This window comes from Zavarzinella formosa DSM 19928, assembly GCF_000255705.1.
Taxonomy (GTDB): domain Bacteria; phylum Planctomycetota; class Planctomycetia; order Gemmatales; family Gemmataceae; genus Zavarzinella; species Zavarzinella formosa.
Map to the genome: position 1 here is coordinate 49,204 of NZ_JH636455.1, position 17,854 is coordinate 67,057.

Consider the following 17,854-nt stretch of genomic DNA (forward strand, 5'->3'; position numbering starts at 1 on the left):
CATGCCGGGGATTCGAGACACCATCCGGGGCATGGCGGGGTATGTCCCCGGCGAACAGCCCCGCGATGGCGAATATCTAAAGCTCAACACCAACGAAAGCCCGTACCCGCCGAGTCCGCGGGTGTTCGAGGCCATTCGCGAACATCTCACCGGGGATCGTCTTCGCAAATACCCCGAACCGATGGGGAACACCTTTCGGCAAGCCGCCGGCCGGGTGTTGGGGGTCGATCCCGACTCCATTCTGATCGGCAACGGCTCGGACGACATCCTGACCATCCTCACCCGGACCTATGTTCCCGAGGGGGGCCTGATCGTCTCGCCGACGCCAAGTTACATCCTCTACGAAAGTCTGGCCAAGATTCAGGGAGCCAGATTCCGCACCGTCCCGTTCACTTCGGACTGGCAATTGCCCGACCCGTGGCCGGTGAAAGATGCCGACCTGACGTTTCTTCCCAATCCCAATTCCCCGTCCGGAACGTGCATCCCTCTTGATCGCGTGAAACGACTCGCTGAGGAAGTCGGCACGCTGGTGCTGGACGAGGCGTATGCCGATTTCGCCGAAGAGAACGGACTCCGTCTCGCCTCGAAGAACGTCATCGTTACCCGAACGTTCAGCAAGTCCTACGCTCTCGCGGGGATTCGCTTCGGCATCGCCATCGCCGACCCGGCCGTCATTCATGAACTGTTAAAGGTCAAAGACTCTTACAACTGCGACGTGCTAAGTCTCGCCGCCGCGACCGGCGCAATTCAGGATCAGGCCTACCTCGCCGAATGCCGGACCAAGATTCTCGCCACCCGGACCCGCATGGCGACTGCCCTCGCCGGGTTGGGTTTCGCGGTTACCCCGAGCCAAGCGAACTTCCTGTGGGCGCGCCGAAGTGACCGCCCGGCGAAGCCGATCTATGAAGCCCTCAAGGAACGCAAGATCCTCATCCGGTACATGAACTACGCCGGATACGGCGACGGACTGCGGATCTCCGTGGGAACGGATGCCGAAGCTGATCGATTGCTGGAGACGCTTCGGGCCATTCTTTGATATCCGAGGACGACATGCCACGCCAAGCGACCATTCGCCGGGAAACCAAGGAAACCAACATCGAGTTGGCCCTAAACCTCGACGGCACCGGCAAGCACGAACTCGCCACCGGCGTCGGCTTCTTCGATCACATGCTGACGCATCTGGCCAAGCATGGCCTCTTTGACCTGACCGTCAAATGTCAGGGAGATTTGCACGTGGACGCCCACCACACGGTGGAAGATGTCGGCATCTGCATCGGCAAATGTCTCGGCCAAGCCTTGGGGGATAAGGCGGGCATCCGGCGCTATGGCAGCGCCACGGTGCCGATGGATGAGACGCTGGTGACGGCGGCCGTCGATCTCAGCGGGCGGCCGTTTCTGGTGTGGGTCGGCGATATCCCCAACGAAACGCTTGGCATCTTTCACTCCAGTCTGGCCGAGGAATTCTGGCGGGCGGTGTCGTCGGCCGGGGTGTTCAACCTGCACGTGATTATCCATCATGGCAAGAACACCCACCACATCATCGAAGCCAGTTTCAAGGCCATCGCCCGAGCCTTGCGGGCGGCGACGGAGCATGATCCGCGGGGTTCTGGTGTTCCCTCGACAAAGGGCGTGTTATAATCGGCGGTGTTTCCAACCCATCGTTGTTTCCGGGGAGACCGATCATGGCCACTGATGCCGAACTCCAGCAGATGAAGATGAAGGATTTCATGTCCGTCTTGCCTCTTACCATTGAACTGGCCGGGCTGCCCAAGACCGAACTGGGCAAGTTTCTGTCCGATGGACAAATAGAAGTGCGTGCGACGTTGCTCAAGACCGCCTACAAACATGCCCGTCAGCTCCTGAAGGACATCTCCAAGCCGACCGAGTGAACTTGGCAGCATCAGAGAAGACTTCTCGCAAAGTTCGCAAAGATAGCAAAGCTCGCAAAGAGTCAACGAAATGAATTGATGATCCTTCCGGCCGCGAAGTCATCCATTTTTTTCATCGACTCTTTGCGAGCTTTGCTATCTTTGCGAACTTTGCGAGAAGTCTTTTCCGGCGCCGTCTTCGCCACATCTCCGCTCCACTCATTGTGACATCGCTTCGTTCAAAAATCGGCTCCTTGGCTATTGCGTTTTTTTCGCCATCCGGTTATCAACCCCGTCCGGTCGCGGGGGGATATCGCGGTCGGGAATTGTTCGTCACCAGTCCGGGTCGGATGCTTTGCGTAGGGGGATTACCCGTGTACGTTGCCTGCTCTTCCTTGTGTTTCAGTCGTTTTCCGCTCCCGCAGGCTCTTCATGCCATCGGGGAAATGCGTTTTCAAAAAGTGGATTTGGCCCTGCATGAGGCGGGCAACCATCTGAAGCCTTCGGATGTGAAAGCGGACGTGACCCGAGTGGCCGCGATCCTGAAAAAAGCCAACCTGTCCTACGCGGCTTTCCACGTTGAGACGGACGCCACCGACGAGGCGTTCCACGAAACCCTCAAGGCCGTCTGTCGGTTGGGCCGACTTGTCGCCTGCCCGCTGGTCAACATCCCGGCGGCCGCCATCGGCAGCGATCTCGCGGCCGAGGCCAAACGACTGGCCCAGTTTACCCGCATCGCCAAGGGCGAAGGCGTGATGCTGACGGTCGAAACGCATTGCCAGGCCGTGACCGCCGATCCGAAGGCGGCGGCCGAACTGTGCCGTCAGGTGCCGGATCTCGGTTTGACGCTGGACCCGAGCCATTATCTCGTGGGCCAGCCGTCCGAACTGGATTATGACTTGCTGTTCCCGTTTGTCCGGCACGTCCGGTTGCGGGATTCCGCGCCGAGCCAGATGCAAGTGAAGATCGGGCAGGGCCAGTTGGAATACGCCAAGATCATCACCGGGCTGGAACGGCAGAACTACCACCGTGCCCTGTGCGTGGACATGCGAGACGGCCCCGGCGTGGATTACCCGGTGGATGCCGAGGTGCGGAAACTGAAGTATTTGCTGGAAAGCATGGTCTGATGTCGATTCGGAAAGGGAGGGCAAACCGCCTTCTCTTTCGATTTACGCGGGCGGGCTTTCGTGTATCATGGGGTCATGCTCTCTCGCTTCTTCTACTCGACCTCGTTGGTGTTCATCACCTCTTCGTTCGCCCTCGCCGATTTCGCGGCGTTACAGGCGGTTGTCGCCGATCATTGCGTCAAATGCCACGGGCCGACCGCCTCCAAAGGGGGCGTCAGGCTTGGCCCGCTGGAGAGTTCCTCCGTCGTCTTGAAGAATCGCAAACTCTGGCGAAATGCGATTGCCCAAATCGAGAAGGGCGAGATGCCTCCCGAAGGGGAAAAGCCTGTCCCCAAGGAGACGCTGGCGAAGGCGGCTGCGTGGGTGAAAAGCACGCTTGATGCCGCCGACAAGGCCGACCGGGAACGCCCCGATCCGGGCCGGCCGGTGATTCGCCGGCTCAATCGCGGGGAATACAACCGCACCATCCGTGACCTGACCGGCGTCGATCTCGACGTGGCCGGGGCCGTCGGCATGCCGGACGAAACCGTCGGCGAAGCCTTTGACAATCTGGCCGAGGCATTGAACATCCCGGCGAGCCTGATGGAGAAATACTTCGCCGCCGCCGAGATGGTGTTGGACAAGCTATACCTCCCGCCCAAAAAGAAGAACGGCAAATTCGAGCCGGACATGTTGCGGGACAAGATTCTGGCGCCCAAAGACCCCCGCGAAGCCATCCAACGATTCGGCGAGCGGGTCTATCGTCGCCCGATGACCGCGAAAGAAACCGACCGCTACATGGCCCTCTTCCAAGAAACGAAAGCGGGGGGGGCCACCGTTGAAGCAGCCATGAGGCCGGTGTTGAAAGCCATGCTGGTGTCGCCGAACTTCCTGCTTCGCATCGAACGGGAAAAACCAGCCGGGGCGGGCGCCGTTTATCGAATCAGCGATCCCGAACTGGCCGTGCGGCTGTCGTATTTCCTCTGGTCGAGCATGCCGGATGATGAACTGGCGAAACTAGCCGCCGCCGGGGAATTGTCCAAGCCGGCCGTCTTGGAGGCACAAGTTCGCCGGATGCTGGCCGATCCGAAGGCGAAAGCCCTGACGGAAGAGTTTGCCTCCCAATGGCTGCGGCTCCGCAAGTTGCCGGAAGCCCGGCCATCGACGGAGTTCTTCCCCACGTTCAATGGAAAACTCCGGCAGGCAATGGCCGGGGAGGCGACCGCCTTCTTCGATCATCTCCGCACCGGCGACCGCAGTGTGTTGGAGTTGATTGACGCCGACTATGTCTTCGTGAACGCCGACCTCGCCAAGCATTACGACATCAGCGGCGTGACCACCCAAGAATTCACCAAAGTGGCGCTGACCGATCCCAACCGGGGCGGCCTGCTCGGCATGGGTTCCATCCTCGCCATGACTTCGCACACCTCCCGCACCAGCCCGACGCTTCGCGGTAAATACATCCTCGACGTGCTGTTGGGCACGCCGCCGCCACCCCCGCCGCCGGATGCGGGGACGATTGACGAATCGAAGAACAAGGGAAAGAATCCCAAGAACTTCCGCGAACAATTGGCCCAACATGCCTCGCGGGCGGTGTGCGCGAATTGCCATGCGAAGATTGATCCGCTGGGGTTTGGCCTGGAAAACTTCGATGCCATCGGCCGCTGGCGCCCCGCCTCCCCAGATGTGGATTCTTCCGGCAAATTGCCGAGCGGGGAACAGTTCAAAGGCCCGGCCGAGTTAAAGAAAATATTGATGAGTCGCAAGGGGATGTTTGTCGAAAACATGACCGGCAAAATGCTGGCTTACGCCCTCGGCCGGGAGTTGATCCCCTCCGATGAGCCTCTCATCAAGTCGATCTCGGCCGACATGGAGAAGAACGGTTACAAGTTCTCCCGGCTGGTGATCGACATCGCCCAAAGTTACCCCATGCTGCACCGCCGGAATCTCGGCTCGAATGATGAGGCTAAGTGATGAATCTTCGATGGCCGGCCGCCTTGCTCTGTCTCTCCGCGTTCATCGCTCCCGCCTGTGCGGATGAAACCGCCGACGCGGAAGCGTTGAAGAAAGCGGGCAACAATGTCCGCGTGGACAAGGGAACAATCACCGAGATCACGTTCAAAGATTCCGAACCGTTGACGGATGCGGACTTCCAAAAAGTCGGCTCTTATGCCGGGTTGAAGTCGCTGACGTTCTATGGCAAATGCCTGATGACCGATGCCCAGGCCGGCGAGTTGTCGAAACTCTCGAAACTCGAAAAACTCGCTGCCAACGGATCGAAACTGACGGAAGACGGCTTCAAGGAACTCGGCAAACTGAAGGCGTTAAAATCCCTCACGTTCTGGCATCTCGGCTGGCACGGCGTCAAACTCACCGGAACCGGCTTTGCCCATCTGGCCGGATGCGAGAGCCTGCGGGAGTTCAACTTCTCCGGTTCCACCATCGGCCGGGAAGGACTGGAAGCCCTCACGAAAGTTCCGCAACTGGAGAAGATCACCTTCTACCACACACGGGTTTCCGACGCGGACATGGAACTGTTGAAGAAGTTCCCGCATCTCAAAAGCGTGCATGTCGGCCCGCAATTTTCGATGCGGCTCGGCGACGCCGGATTGAAAACCATCGCCGGTTTGTCCACCGTCGAGGAACTGATTTACAACGAAACCATCCTGACATGGGACGGCAGTTTGCAGGCTGTCGCCGCGATGCCGAAACTGTCCAAGTTGACGCTGGAAGAAGTGGAAGTGTCCGAAAGCGACCTGAAACAGTTGCGGGCCGCCCTCCCGAAGACGACAATCACCGTAAAGCCCCCGAAACCCGAGCAACTGGCCCAAATGAAACGGGCCGTCAAGAAGTGAGTTTTCACATGCACGACACCGCACGTCATCCGCTCACCCGCCGGGCGTTCCTTCGAGGGGTCGGAGCCGTTGCCGCCTTGCCGTTCTTGGAGCAACTGGCCGTCCCCGCCCCGGCGGGGAAAGCCCCCATGCGGTTGGGGGTTGTCACGGTCACGGGCGGGACGGTGCTGGAATCGTGGAAGCCGAAGGAAGTCGGCACGCTCGGGAAATTGCCGTCGATCCTGCGGCCGCTCGAATCCATGCGGGAAGACCTGTTGGTGGTTTCGGGCCTGTCGCACAACGGTCGATCCGAAAACCTGAACGGCCACGAAAACTGCGCGTTGATGCACCTCACCGGCTGCGACTTCGTCCGCAAGGTGAACGGCAAACTGGTTTCCAGCGTCTCCATCGATCAGGCGGCCGCCCAGATTGTCGGCGAACAAACCCTGATTCCCTCGCTCGAAATCGGGCTGGCGGGGCACGAAAACAAATACTCCTTCCGCTCGGCCGATTCGCCGATGCCGTTCGAGGCCAACCCGCGCCTCGTCTTCGACCGCATGTTTCGCGGCCGCGCCCCGGTGGTCCCGAACTGGAAGACGCGAAGCGAAACCCCGGCGACGGTCGGCGGGCCGAAGAAGCCGAACATCGAACGAAGCGTGGCCGACTTGGTCCGCGATGAGGCCAACGACCTGCGCCGCGATCTCGGCCAAGGGGATCGGCATCGGCTGGATGAATATCTTGAATCCGTCCGGGCCATCGAAAAGCGGATCGACTTCGTCGAGCACCGGCAACGACAGGAGGCGATGGACGCCCTGAACCCCGGCCCGTCGAAGATCAGCCTCCCCGCCGGTTTGCCGGCCGCGAACGTGCCGATCTGGCAAATCACCAATCCGGTCTACCGCGACCCGGAGGCCCACGAGCAATACATCCGGCTGATGTTCGATCTGATGGTCCTCGCCTATCAAACGGACACCACCCGCGTCGCCACCTTCGCCTGCGGCAGCGACGAGGCCATGTTCCCCGGCGTTATCACCGTCGGCTACGAACGCCATTGCCACACGTTGGAGCATCAGGGCAATTCCTACCGCCCCGAGGACGCGGACCCGATCGCCCGCGAAGCCTGCCGCCAAATTCACACATGGTACACGAAACTCTTCGCCGAGTTCGCGGCCAAACTTAAGGCCATCGACGAAGGGGGCACCAACCTCCTCGACAACACGCTCCTCCTTTATACCTCCTACATGGCCGACGGCGGCCACGGCACCAACGACTACCCCGCCCTCCTCGTCGGCAAAGCCGGCGGCACCCTGAAGACCGGCCGCCACCTGGCCTACAAAGCCCAAACCCCGGTGTCGAACCTCTACTTGGAAATGCTCAACCGCATGGGCTCCAAGGCAACGACATTCGGAGAAAGCCACACCTCGGCGAAGCGGGGCTACGACGGGCGGTTACCGGGGTTGAGTTCGTGAAGTTGGCGATTGATACGGGCAAGTGTTGCCAGAATATCGAATGTCATTTTCCAGAATCTGGCCTTTGAGGCCGGATTCTCCTCGTCTTTGACAAACAGGATAACATCTCGCGGGCGGTTGACGGCTCGGGTGTGTTGCCGCAAGTCTTAGAAGGAGTTTGCTCTTGGGAGCCAATGCAAATACGATTTGGCGAGTCCCTGCCTATTTGCCATATCTTCAAGAACCTTTGACTACCAAAGCCATCGCTTCCGCAGAGAAACAGATCGGGCGCAAACTGCCCGTCGAATACTTGAACTTGCTGAAGAAACAAAATGGTGGCTACATTCGCTTTTCACTTCCCGAATCACCACATAACTCCATAGCAGGCATTGGCAACCACTTTCCCTCATTGACAGGTTTCGATTGGGATGATTGCCAAGAACATGTCAGTTTTCCGCTCCAAGGACTTGTTCCGTTTGACGGAGACGGACATTGGCATCTTTGTCTTGATTACCGACAAAATTCGGATACTCCGTCGATTACGTTCGCGGACATCGAACTTGATCGACAAACCGAGATTGCCCGTTCGTTTGCTGAATACCTTGTCATGCTCCGAATTACCGTTGATAGCGAATATGTTTTGGAGGCCGTCTCTGATATCGAAACGGTGATTTTCAATTTATCTTCAATTCTCGTGATCGACTTTGAACCGCCCGAATCTGTGTGGAATGGCTATCCAACGTACCGGGCACGCTTGGGAACTGGAACTCAGCCGGAATGGATCTGGATTAGCCCGAACACCGTGCCACGGGGATTTGTTCGCCCGAGTGATGCCAATTACACCAAACTGAAAGATCTTTTGCCGGGAAACGCCCCTCGTTTTCCGGAACTTCCAGAACGCAGTTACATTCTCAGTGCCACTGACGGAGTTCGGGCGAGGGTGATCGATGCTTTGGCTCAATCACAAGTCATTGTTCGCCCGTTGCGCGACTATCTGACGGATTCATGACAGAGGATGCAGACCAGCATTGAAGGAAAGGTAAATCCAATGACAGATGCCGTATCACGTGCCCTTTCCGAAGTCGGCCAATTGTCCGTGGAAGAGCGGGCCGAACTTGCTTATGCCGTCCTTTCAAATGCTCATTTCCCGAATTAACGATTAATCGAAACTCCCGGCGATCTCGGGGTTTAATTGTTGTCTCGCCCATTTCTTCCTCGCTTGCGGGGTAATCTCATGTTTCGATTCATTGTGTCGGCCGTGTTTGGTCTTGTGCTTGTCGCCGGCACGGGGGTGGCCGCTGACAAGACCCAGAAGAATCAGATGGTCAAGGGGACAATCAAATCGGTCGATCCTGAAAAGGGCGTGTTGATTATCAACCAGAAACTGGCCAATGGCGTGGTTGACCGGGAACTCAGCATCACCCCGACCGTGGAATTCGTCGTCACGACCAAGGACGGCACCAAGGAGGTCACCGGCAAGGAAGGCATGTATCTCATCGAAAAGGCGAAGGATGCCTCCGTTCAGGTGAAGTGCGACAAAGATGTGAATGTCCTCAAGGTGACGGTCAAGATGAACAAGTGACCTTGTGTGTGATCGCGGCGACCGCATGTCCGCAAAGAATCGCCGCGTGGAACCAGCGTCCGTGCGGAACACCGAAGGCCGCTCGTTCACGGGTGCGGCGAATCTTCCAAGCCCGCTTTTCCCCTTCTGTTTGCCTCAAACCGCATTGATGGATGCCATCAGCCACCGCCGACAAACGCGGGATATGGCGCCGTCAAAAACATTTGCCAGACGGCGAGGCTTCTCAAGGCTCGTTCCGTTGTGCCTTAACCGTTTGTTTGGTACATTCAAGTTGATCGGCCAACCCGACCCGAGGATTCCCCGAATGGTGGCGACCACCCGAGAGCGAATGACCGTCGAGGAGTTTCTGAAACTCCCCGAGGACGGCGTTCGACGGTCATTGATTCACGGGTTTATCCGGGAGGAAGGCATGACGATCCGCAACCGCTTCCATTCGGAAGTCACGGCCAAAATCACCTTCCGGCTTGGCTTGTGGCTAGATTCCCAACCGCGACCTCGTGGAGTCGTCCTGACGGGAGAAGCCGGCATTCGCCTGTCGTCAGATGTGTTGGTTGGCGTCGATGTTGTTTACGTTCCGCATGACCTGCTTGCCGCCCAGCCGGAAACTTCGACGATCATTCATGGCGTGCCGCCGCTGATCGTCGAGATTCTCTCCCCAAGCGACACCCAAGAAAACATCCATGACAAATTGGCCGAATATCTGGCGGCCGGAGTTTCCATCGTTTGGCTGATCGATCCAACCGATGAAACCGTGCGAATTTATCGGCCCGATCAGCGGCCGACGTTTGTGAATGCTGATCAAGAATTGACCGCCGAACCTGTCCTGCCCGGCTTCCGCGTGGCCGTTGCCGATCTGTTCCGATAATTCCATGTCGTTTCTCAAGCCCGTCATCGACCATCTGACCACTTTCCCGCATGCCTCCACCAAGGCGATGGGATATGTGCGGGAGATTTCCGGCATTCGTCGGCGCTATCTCCGGGTGCGGCTGCAATGGGCGAGCCATGTGGAACACTGTCAGGAAATCATCCGGCAGGGGATGGACCGGGCGACGCAGCACCGCAAGGCCGTCATCCTCGGGGCGGGGCTGATGCACGATATCCCGCTGGACGATCTTTGCCGGCAGTTCCGCGAGGTCATTCTGGCGGACATCTATCACCCGTTCGCCAGCCGTTGGGAAACCCGGCGCTATCCGAATCTTCGCCGGGTGACGTTTGACATCACCAACACCGTGGCCAACGCTTATCGCGTGGCTTGGGATCGCGACGAGCCGTTGCCCGTCGCATTGCCGACGCTTTTTCTGGACGATCCGGAGGTGGATTTCACCGCCTCCGTGAATCTTCTCTCGCAGTTGCCCTGCATGCCGATGACGTATCTCCAGCATCAACATGTCCATTCGCAGGAAAAGATTCTGGCCTACGTGCGGCATTTGCTGACCGCCCACATGGAATACCTGCGGCAACTTCCCGGCGTCGTCACCCTCATCACGGATGTCCGGCGTTTGAAGTACACCCTGATGAACAAACTGGTGGAATCACGAGACTTGTTTTTCGACGTTCCCCCGCCCAGCGGCGGCCAGGAATGGGAATGGCGCCTCGCCCCCTGCCCGGAGGCCGATGACCGGCATCACTACTTTCGACATGTCGTCGGCATCGCGGATTGGAAGACACATTCGGCCGGGGTGCGAGAAAGCACGAAGGACACGTCTGGTTAAGAGGGAATTAACTCCCCTCAGACAAAGGCTCCCCCGTTGAATCCCAAGCCCCTGAAGTCCTACATTTCCTCTCTGGAACCTTCAACACGTGAACGCATCATGGATCTGACACCACGCGAGACCGTCGCGGAACTGGACAAATATATCGTCGGGCAGGCGGCCGCCAAACGGGCCGTGGCCGTGGCGATTCGCAATCGCTGGCGGCGGCAGCAACTCCCGGCCGATCTTCGCAAGGATGTCACTCCGAAGAACATCATCATGATCGGGCCGACCGGCGTCGGCAAAACCGAAATCGCCCGGCGTTTGGCCCAACTCGTCGGCGCCCCGTTCATCAAGGTCGAGGCAACCAAATACACCGAGGTTGGCTACGTCGGCCGGGATGTGGAAAGCATGATCCGCGACCTGACGGAAGCGGCCGTGGGGTTGGTCAAGGTTCGCCAGCGCAAAGAGGTGGAGGAAAAAGCCCGCGAACGAGTGAACGAGCGGCTGTTGGATTTGCTGCTGCCGTCGAAGGGATGGATGCCCCCGGACGAAGGGGAGGCCGAAGAAGCAGAACGCCGGAAAAAGACCCGCGAGAAGTTTCGGACGATGCTGCTGGCCGGGGAACTGGAAGACAAGCAGGTGGAACTCACCGTCGAGCAAAAACATGTTCCGGTGCAGGTGTTTTCCAACATGGGCATGGAGGCAATGGATGTCGATCTCCAGAACATGTTCGACAAGTTCATGCCGAAGAACAATGCCCCCCGGCAAATCACGGTGGCCGAGGCCCGAAAGATGCTCTTGGAGCAGGAAACGGAGGCCCTGATCGACCGGGCGGCCGTCAACGAGCAGGCGATTGAATTGGTCGAGAATCAGGGCATGATCTTCATCGACGAGATCGACAAAGTGTGCGGCCCGCAATCGGCCAACGGCCCGGACATCTCCCGTTCCGGCGTCCAGCGGGATTTACTCCCCGTGGTGGAGGGGACAAATGTGAACACCAAATACGGGGCCGTGAAGACCGACCACATCCTGTTCATCGCCGCCGGGGCGTTTCACACCTCCAAGCCCAGCGACCTGATGCCTGAGCTTCAGGGGCGTTTCCCCATTCGCGTAGAACTGACCGATCTCACCAAGGAGGATTTCTTGCGCATCCTCACGGAGCCGAAACACTCCCTGACGAAGCAATACACCGAACTGCTCGCCACCGAGGGGCTGACGGTGGATTTCAGTTCATCGGGTATCGATGCCCTGGCCGACATCGCCTTCGAGGTGAACCGCACCACCCAAAACATCGGCGCCCGCCGGTTGCACACGATCCTTGAACGAGTCATTGAAGAAGTGAGCTTTGAAGGCCCGGATCTCCCGAAAAAGCAGGTGACGATTGACAGCGAATATGTCCGGTCGAAGCTAGATGGGATTTTGAAGAAGGAAGACTTGAGCCGTTATATTCTTTGAAACAAGAGAAGAGTTTCACGCAAAGTTCGCCAAGAAGCCAAGTTCGCCAAGAGCCAATGAACCAAAAAGGCAGATTAAGCCTCATTTCAATGACTCTTGGCGAACTTGGCTTCTTGGCGAACTTTGCGTGAAACTCTTCTCTTCAATCTGCAAAGCCGGAGGCATGATGCGTTTAGTGATGATGGGGACCGGGACATTCGCCGAACCGACGCTGGACGCCCTGCTGGCCGGGCCGGATGAGGTGGTCGGCGTGTTCACCCAGCCCGACCGGGACACCGGGACCAAGCGGGGCAGTACCCGGCAGGTTGGTCGCGGCATGAAGGAGATCGCCGGGGAGCGAAACATTCCGGTGTTCCAGCCGGAGAGCGTCAACACGCCCGAGGGGGTGGCGATGTTGCGGGGATTGTCCCCCGATTTGCTGGTGGTGGCCGCTTATGGGCAAATCCTTTCCACGGAAGTGTTGGGCGTGCCGACGGCGGGGGCCATCAACGTCCACGGGTCGCTGTTGCCGAGATATCGCGGCGCCGCCCCGGTGGCCGCCGCGATTCTCAACGGGGAAACCGAGGCGGGAGTGACCATCATCCGCATCTCGGCCGGCTTGGACGCCGGGGACATGCTGGCGAAGGGAAGCCTGCCAGTCAACGAGGACACCGCCGGGGAACTGGAAGCCAGACTCGCCCCGCTCGGCGCGCAACTGGCCGTCGAAACCATCGCCCGGATGAAACAAGGCCCGGTCACCGGCGAGAAGCAGGACAAAGCGCTGGTGACCAAGGCCCCGAAGTTAAAGAAAGAAGATGGCTTGATCGACTGGTCGAAACCGGCCGGGCGCGTCGTCCGGCAAATCCGGGCCATGCAACCCTGGCCCACGGCCTACACTTTCTTGCACCGCGTCGGCAAACCCGCAATTCGATTGATGATTACCCGCGCCAGCGAAATCACCCCAACTTCTTCGGGGATGACCGGATCAATGTTCGTTGACGAAGCAGGGATGCTGGTCATCCGTGCCGGAGAAAACACGGCCGTTCAGATCGTCCAATTGCAACCGGCGGGCAAAAAACGGATGCCGAGCAAGGAGTTTCTGCGGGGCCATCCCTGCGGAGAAGACGACCGCGTCGGCCCCGAGGAATCACACGCCTGAGCGGTCGGCCGGGGTTGGTTGTCAATTTCACTGAGGGCCTCTGTCATTCGGCGAAGAGAGGCATTTCGTCGACCGCAATCACTCGCGGGATTTTTCCTCGGGCGGCCAGTCCATCCCAAATCGTTCGCTTGCCAGCCGCCGAAATTCATCGCTACTCGTCGGCCGCCAACGGAGCAAAATCTTCCCGTAAGCCATGAGGTTACAGCCCTTCGGTTTTGCCGATTTTCAAGCCGGTCAAAATCCGACCCAAAAGTGGCCCGAAAAAGTGAAAAACACCCCTCCGGCGAGCATTTTTGAACAGTTGCACACCCCAAAAGTGGTCAAAATCAGTGGGCCAACTGAACACTATTTTTCAAAAACCCCCGGAAAAACGCATGTCTCCCTCATGATTTTGGGCAAATCCTGGCCTTTTGGGGTCGCTTCCAAGGGCGCCAGAAACCCCGCGCCTGTTGAAACGACCGGCCGGGCCGAATGAAAATTCCCCCGTCATGACTGATGACAAGCCTTCGGAAAGCGAACCTTTTCTCCCCGATCTTGTCCGAATGGAACAAGCACGGAAAGGTGCCGTTGACTTTCGGGGCGATCCCATTAAGATACCCCCACGATTGAGCGAGCTGTAGCTCAGCTTGGTAGAGCGCTTGGTTCGGGACCAAGAGGTCGCAGGTTCAAATCCTGTCAGCTCGATCTGTGCCCCGCTGATGTCACACGATGTCAGCGGGGTATTTTTGTTTACTGGCGAAGCACTTCCGTCAATTCGCTCCTTGAGATTTTCAAACACCAACATTCGTTCGCCGATGACAGATGATGACTCGTTTTGACCCGAGTTGAATGCAGTTGGTGCAACCGTTGGAGCAACCAAATTTGGTCTAGCATCTGTTTGGGTTTGGCTTACGATCTTGGTTCTTGTCCCCAATTCCGGGATGTTGACGGCTGGCATCTGATCCAAGGCGTTACGAACGTCCAACTGACCTTCATCCGTGTAGACGGTCATGGTCAGTTTTATGTCCGAGTGTCGCATGATCTTTTGTGCGACACGGGCCGGAACCCCCGCTTTGTTCAACATGGTGCAAGTTGTCTTCCGCATGGCGTGGACATGGACGCATAGCCCACGGTCGTCAACTTTCGGAATTCCGGCGGCTTTCAAGTCTCGGTCAAGTATGCGAAGCAATCCCGTGGGGACGTTCAGAAGCCGGGTTGAAGCCGGTTGTCCCTTGCAATGCTCCCGTAGTTCATCAGCCAACCCGTCCATTAGTTCAATTCGGCTTCCCTGTCCGTTTTTCTCATCCTTTGGTTTCAGGGTGATGAACGATTTTCCGGTTTCGTGGTGAAACTGACCCACGGTGAGCGAAGCCAGTTCGTTCTTACGAAGCCCGGTTAGAACGAGTGTCTTGTAGATCAACGCCCGTTCCCGGCCTTCGGCGGTCAGACGTTCCCTTGCGTCGTCGCCGATCTTTGCCCCGAGTTCTCCCCTTCGCTTCCCCCGGCGAATGGTCAGTGCTTCATTCAACGGTCGTTCACAAGCCACCTTCAAAAGCCGCTGAAGTTCGTCGTCTGTCAACGCCCTGCTTGGTCTTCGCGGGTCGGCCTTCCGATCCGCTTTGGGTAATCGGGTGAAAGGATTGACTGCAAGACATTTCTTGTGATCGACGCACCAGTTGCCGAAAACGATTAGACTGTCTCGATAGTGATTCCGGGCGCGGGCACTCATTCCCGCACGGACTTGATCGGCCAGCCAGTTCACGATGGGGTTCGCGTTCAGGTCTTTGAGCCATTGAAATTTGCAATCAGCAACCACACGCCGAAGTCCGCCCAAGACATTCTTTCGGTACATGGTGGAAACTTCGTCCGCGATCAAATGGGATTCGTATTCGGCGATGAACGGTTCCAACGGAGAATCAGCAAATCGGGCTTGTTCAAATTCTTCGGGCCGGATGATGCCCACCTTCACACGTTCGGCTTGGTTGGTCAGTTCCCGCAACTTGTGTTCGGCAGCTTGCTTGTCTCGGCATCCCGTCGCCACGACTCGGACAACTCCAGCCGCGTCCCGAAACTTCGCGTACCATGTCGCCGACTCGGTGACGATGCGCGGGGAACCGTCTTCTCCTGTCGTCACAGGAACGATCTTGGTCTTCCCCTTCGTTCCCTTTTTGATCCTTGCGAACGTCCCGCCGTCTTTGTTGAAAATTTCAAGGCCGGAAGGCACTGGACGGGTCGTTTGCTTCTTGAAGATGGATGCCATGAGTTGCTTTCGCATTCAATTGAAGACCGTGACACGATGCCCAATAAGCGGGGATTATCGCATCAACGAATCAATATATTAATTATTGTTTTTGTATTATTCCCGAATTTGGGAAAAATTTTCGCGTCAACCTGACCATGCGGTAACCATGAAAATTCATTTTCGGCCAAGACCCCCATATGGACGTTCTGAAGGGTCATTGGATGGCGAACCATTGAATAAGTCTGCCCTTGCGGCAATACGTCTTGTCCCAATCATCAAACGCCGGTTCTTGATGGTCAGTCTTCATGTGGAGTTCTGCCACAAATCCACTCAAACCCGACCATCGTTCATCGGCCACCTGTTCCCTCCATCGCTTTTGCCTTAATGACGATGTTCCCGGTTCCTCGTCAAAGCAGAACGAAGGGGAAGACTCAAAACTAGAAACACACGGGCAAGCGGTTCACGACTGGCCCGTGTACCCTTGTGGGTAGAGGGTACTCCAGAGTTACCCCTCTTCCGGCTTAACATAGCGCACTTGGTACTGTGCGATCAACCCCGGTCGTCCGTTGCGGATAACCCGAAGCAATCCCAACGACTTAAGAAGCTTCACGGCCTTGGTCACTCCCGACTCTGAGCATCCGATCCGGTTTGCCAACGATGTGCGGGAGGTCGTGGCAACATATTCAGGGTTCTTGGCCTTTCCCTTCGTCAGTTTTGAGTCACGCCACAAAACGATGAACACCAAGGCCGGGATACGGGCAAGGGTTCTCATGTGAACATCCACGAACGAGTTCAGAGAGAAAAACCGCCATCCTTCGGTTCCCCGGTCATCATTTCGGATTTGGGGCTTGGCCATTCGTCACCAATCCTTTCTTCGCCCTAACGGATTTTGAACCAATTGGCTTGCCCGTCGTGGAACCGGCCTTGCCCATTCCACTTGTCAGGATGTCAGCCGAAACGAAACCGTATGTCTCGCCGTGGAATTTCAGGGCCACTGTCTTCAGCGGCCCGCTTCGGTTCTTCTCATGTTTCAGGTCGATGATGTTCGTGCCTTCTTTGCGCGCCTCCATGATGAACACGTTGTCCGTCGCATACTCCAGTTCCGACGAACCCCGCATCGAAGCTAATCCAAGTCCTTCGTAATTGCTGCCCCGACTTCCTTTCTGCCGAGACACGGCCGCAAGGATGATGACGCACACCCCGCGTTTTGCAAATTCACGGAGTTTGTTCATCAGGTCGTTCAATCGGGTCCGTTCCTCATCCCCCTTCGTTTCGTCTGTTCCCACGGTGAGTCGTTGAACATAGTCGATCACCAGAATCTTCGGGTCCGTTGCTTCGATGTCCCCGACCATCGCACTCAACGAAAATTCGCCATCCCAAAACGTGATTCGTGAAGCCACGGGTTGCAAGCCTTTGGCCGCTTGCATCAGCGTTGCCTTCTCCGCTTTCGTGAGGTCGTTGCCGTCGATCTTCGTTCCCGCGATGCCCGACGCACTGGCCATCATTCGCCGGGTCAGTTGCTTCGGGTCCATTTCTACGTTCGCCACGAAAGCCGAAACTCCAGAATTGTTCGCCAGCACATCGGACACCAGTTGCATGACCAACGCAGTTTTCCCGACGCCCGTTGGACCGGCGAAGACGTTCATCATCCCCGGTCCCAACGGCACATGCGAGAACGGAGCGGAGAGCCGATAGCGTTCGGGCTTCTGTCCCTTACGGATGTCATGTAAGACTTCCTTTAAGACATGCGCTCCGTTGCGGATCATGGCATCCTCCTTCCGTGCCGGATGCCGCTTTCGATTTGTCGGGCCACAACGGCAGGGGTTAAGCCTGATTCCAGCCATCGCCAAGAAAGTAAGGTCGCAATTACTTCGTCGGGCAAGTAGGATTCTGCAAGCGAAGCGGATGACCGGAACAAGGTCGTATGACGCTCCCCGGTTTCGACACCGAACATCAGCGCATCCAAAAGGAACTTCGGCATGCGTCGATCCGTTCGGCCAACGATCAGCGGCACGTCGTCCGGCCTGATGCCTTTCTTTGTGGCGGTTTCCGTAAGCATGAATGCGATTTGCTCCCTGTTCGCACCAACTCGCTTGAGTTTCGCCATCACACGATCCTCCATCAACGGAAGATCAATCGGAAAGTCGAATCCGAAGTATCTGGCCAAATCGTCATCCGGCCTTGCCAAATGTCGAATTGCCCTCACAATTGGCGGCGTGACGATTGCCAAATTCGTGCGATGAGTTCGCTCTCCTTCGCTGTCAGCCCATCTCCAGTCGAACGCCAGTCGTTCGGGAACGACGCTTGGACGCTTTGGTGTGAACGCTTGCGGACGTGTCGCCAGTTCCCGAACTTGGCGAGCGGTCAGTCTCGCCAGTTGCTCAGAAGTTAACCGGCGTTTGAACAGTCCTGTCTTCGGATGCCGCGAGTTGGGAAGCCGAAACGGTTGCACGGCGACATAGGGTATCAGCGTTGAAAAAATCTACCGACAAACGGGTTGGATGATGA

At 57.5% G+C, this 17,854-nt stretch carries 17 protein-coding genes, 1 tRNA gene and 1 pseudogene; 15 read left to right on the forward strand and 4 right to left on the reverse strand.

Going from position 1 to position 17,854, the window contains the following annotated elements; translation table 11 throughout:
* The first annotated feature begins 1 nt into the window (after nt 1).
* The 14 genes from hisC (at nt 2) to BGIM_RS0146190 (ending at nt 13,809) form a co-directional block, all read left to right on the forward strand.
* Nucleotides 2-1,036, forward strand: coding sequence for a histidinol-phosphate transaminase (hisC, locus tag BGIM_RS0146105; protein ID WP_020476336.1), 1,035 nt, complete (start codon nt 2-4; stop codon nt 1,034-1,036).
* Between the two features lie 14 nt (nt 1,037-1,050).
* Complete coding sequence (hisB, locus tag BGIM_RS0146110) at nt 1,051-1,638, forward strand: imidazoleglycerol-phosphate dehydratase HisB (RefSeq protein ID WP_020476337.1); 588 nt, start codon at nt 1,051-1,053, stop codon at nt 1,636-1,638.
* A gap of 44 nt (nt 1,639-1,682) precedes the next feature.
* Nucleotides 1,683-1,889, forward strand: a complete 207-nt coding sequence (locus BGIM_RS0146115) for a hypothetical protein (RefSeq protein WP_020476338.1) — start codon at nt 1,683-1,685, stop codon at nt 1,887-1,889.
* Between the two features lie 425 nt (nt 1,890-2,314).
* Nucleotides 2,315-2,995, forward strand: a complete 681-nt coding sequence (locus BGIM_RS0146125; RefSeq protein ID WP_020476340.1) for a sugar phosphate isomerase/epimerase family protein — start codon at nt 2,315-2,317, stop codon at nt 2,993-2,995.
* A 75-nt stretch (nt 2,996-3,070) separates the two neighbouring features.
* On the forward strand, nt 3,071-4,948 hold the full coding sequence (locus BGIM_RS56305; protein WP_020476341.1) for a DUF1592 domain-containing protein: 1,878 nt from the start codon (nt 3,071-3,073) through the stop codon (nt 4,946-4,948).
* Entirely contained in the window at nt 4,948-5,829 is an 882-nt protein-coding gene (locus BGIM_RS0146135) for a leucine-rich repeat domain-containing protein (protein ID WP_020476342.1), read from the forward strand. The genes BGIM_RS56305 and BGIM_RS0146135 overlap by 1 nt, the downstream gene beginning before the upstream one ends.
* Before the next feature lie 8 nt (nt 5,830-5,837).
* Complete coding sequence (locus tag BGIM_RS0146140; RefSeq protein ID WP_020476343.1) at nt 5,838-7,277, forward strand: DUF1552 domain-containing protein; 1,440 nt, start codon at nt 5,838-5,840, stop codon at nt 7,275-7,277.
* Nucleotides 7,278-7,440: 163 nt separating this feature from the next.
* Entirely contained in the window at nt 7,441-8,265 is an 825-nt protein-coding gene (locus BGIM_RS59600; RefSeq protein WP_157369972.1) for an SMI1/KNR4 family protein, read from the forward strand.
* A gap of 225 nt (nt 8,266-8,490) precedes the next feature.
* Nucleotides 8,491-8,838, forward strand: a complete 348-nt coding sequence (locus BGIM_RS0146155) for a hypothetical protein (protein WP_020476346.1) — start codon at nt 8,491-8,493, stop codon at nt 8,836-8,838.
* 304 nt (nt 8,839-9,142) lie between these two features.
* Nucleotides 9,143-9,703 carry a Uma2 family endonuclease gene (locus BGIM_RS59605; RefSeq protein ID WP_020476347.1) on the forward strand — a complete coding sequence of 187 codons (561 nt, stop codon included), beginning with the start codon at nt 9,143-9,145 and terminating at the stop codon, nt 9,701-9,703.
* Between the two features lie 4 nt (nt 9,704-9,707).
* Nucleotides 9,708-10,550: a hypothetical protein gene (locus BGIM_RS0146165; protein WP_020476348.1), complete on the forward strand. Its 843-nt coding sequence runs from the start codon at nt 9,708-9,710 to the stop codon at nt 10,548-10,550.
* Between the two features lie 96 nt (nt 10,551-10,646).
* Nucleotides 10,647-11,987, forward strand: a complete 1,341-nt coding sequence (gene hslU, locus BGIM_RS0146170; protein ID WP_029632115.1) for an ATP-dependent protease ATPase subunit HslU — start codon at nt 10,647-10,649, stop codon at nt 11,985-11,987.
* 163 nt (nt 11,988-12,150) lie between these two features.
* Nucleotides 12,151-13,125 carry a methionyl-tRNA formyltransferase gene (gene fmt / locus BGIM_RS0146175; RefSeq protein ID WP_029632117.1) on the forward strand — a complete coding sequence of 325 codons (975 nt, stop codon included), beginning with the start codon at nt 12,151-12,153 and terminating at the stop codon, nt 13,123-13,125.
* Between the two features lie 610 nt (nt 13,126-13,735).
* Nucleotides 13,736-13,809: transfer RNA gene (locus BGIM_RS0146190), tRNA-Pro, on the forward strand.
* A gap of 301 nt (nt 13,810-14,110) precedes the next feature.
* On the opposite strand, the pseudogene BGIM_RS68580 reads toward BGIM_RS0146190, so the two are convergent.
* Nucleotides 14,111-14,956: pseudogene (locus BGIM_RS68580) on the reverse strand (tyrosine-type recombinase/integrase); the annotation flags it as partial.
* Between BGIM_RS68580 and BGIM_RS67705 the strand changes: the two are divergent.
* Nucleotides 14,897-15,499, forward strand: a complete 603-nt coding sequence (locus BGIM_RS67705) for a hypothetical protein (RefSeq protein ID WP_238537851.1) — start codon at nt 14,897-14,899, stop codon at nt 15,497-15,499. The pseudogene BGIM_RS68580 and the gene BGIM_RS67705 sit on opposite strands and share 60 nt — an antisense overlap.
* Before the next feature lie 352 nt (nt 15,500-15,851).
* Here BGIM_RS67705 and BGIM_RS0146205 read toward each other — a convergent pair whose 3' ends face one another.
* From BGIM_RS0146205 to BGIM_RS64420, 3 genes are read right to left on the reverse strand one after another with little or no spacing between them, the layout of a single operon-like run.
* The gene (locus BGIM_RS0146205; RefSeq protein WP_157369973.1) at nt 15,852-16,118 is read right to left on the reverse strand and encodes a hypothetical protein; all 267 of its coding nucleotides are present in this window, start codon (nt 16,116-16,118) and stop codon (nt 15,852-15,854) included.
* Nucleotides 16,119-16,176: 58 nt separating this feature from the next.
* Complete coding sequence (locus BGIM_RS0146210) at nt 16,177-17,112, reverse strand: DnaB-like helicase C-terminal domain-containing protein (RefSeq protein ID WP_020476355.1); 936 nt, start codon at nt 17,110-17,112, stop codon at nt 16,177-16,179.
* Nucleotides 17,109-17,453 (reverse strand): hypothetical protein, encoded by a 345-nt coding sequence (locus BGIM_RS64420; protein ID WP_157369974.1) that lies wholly within the window; start codon nt 17,451-17,453, stop codon nt 17,109-17,111. The genes BGIM_RS0146210 and BGIM_RS64420 overlap by 4 nt, the downstream gene beginning before the upstream one ends.
* Between the last annotated feature and the right edge of the window lie 401 nt (nt 17,454-17,854).

Bases quoted from the DNA above. Each gene is read 5' to 3' on its own strand.
- hisC (WP_020476336.1), top strand. From the start codon at position 2: ATGCCGGGGATTCGAGACACCATCCGGGGCATGGCGGGGTATGTCCCC.
- hisB (WP_020476337.1), top strand. From the start codon at position 1,051: ATGCCACGCCAAGCGACCATTCGCCGGGAAACCAAGGAAACCAACATC.
- BGIM_RS0146115 (WP_020476338.1), top strand. From the start codon at position 1,683: ATGGCCACTGATGCCGAACTCCAGCAGATGAAGATGAAGGATTTCATG.
- BGIM_RS0146125 (WP_020476340.1), top strand. From the start codon at position 2,315: ATGCGTTTTCAAAAAGTGGATTTGGCCCTGCATGAGGCGGGCAACCAT.
- BGIM_RS56305 (WP_020476341.1), top strand. From the start codon at position 3,071: ATGCTCTCTCGCTTCTTCTACTCGACCTCGTTGGTGTTCATCACCTCT.
- BGIM_RS0146135 (WP_020476342.1), top strand. From the start codon at position 4,948: ATGAATCTTCGATGGCCGGCCGCCTTGCTCTGTCTCTCCGCGTTCATC.
- BGIM_RS0146140 (WP_020476343.1), top strand. From the start codon at position 5,838: ATGCACGACACCGCACGTCATCCGCTCACCCGCCGGGCGTTCCTTCGA.
- BGIM_RS0146155 (WP_020476346.1), top strand. From the start codon at position 8,491: ATGTTTCGATTCATTGTGTCGGCCGTGTTTGGTCTTGTGCTTGTCGCC.
- BGIM_RS59605 (WP_020476347.1), top strand. From the start codon at position 9,143: ATGGTGGCGACCACCCGAGAGCGAATGACCGTCGAGGAGTTTCTGAAA.
- BGIM_RS0146165 (WP_020476348.1), top strand. From the start codon at position 9,708: ATGTCGTTTCTCAAGCCCGTCATCGACCATCTGACCACTTTCCCGCAT.
- fmt (WP_029632117.1), top strand. From the start codon at position 12,151: ATGATGCGTTTAGTGATGATGGGGACCGGGACATTCGCCGAACCGACG.
- BGIM_RS0146205 (WP_157369973.1), bottom strand. From the start codon at position 16,118: ATGAGAACCCTTGCCCGTATCCCGGCCTTGGTGTTCATCGTTTTGTGG.
- BGIM_RS0146210 (WP_020476355.1), bottom strand. From the start codon at position 17,112: ATGATCCGCAACGGAGCGCATGTCTTAAAGGAAGTCTTACATGACATC.
- BGIM_RS64420 (WP_157369974.1), bottom strand. From the start codon at position 17,453: ATGGCGAAACTCAAGCGAGTTGGTGCGAACAGGGAGCAAATCGCATTC.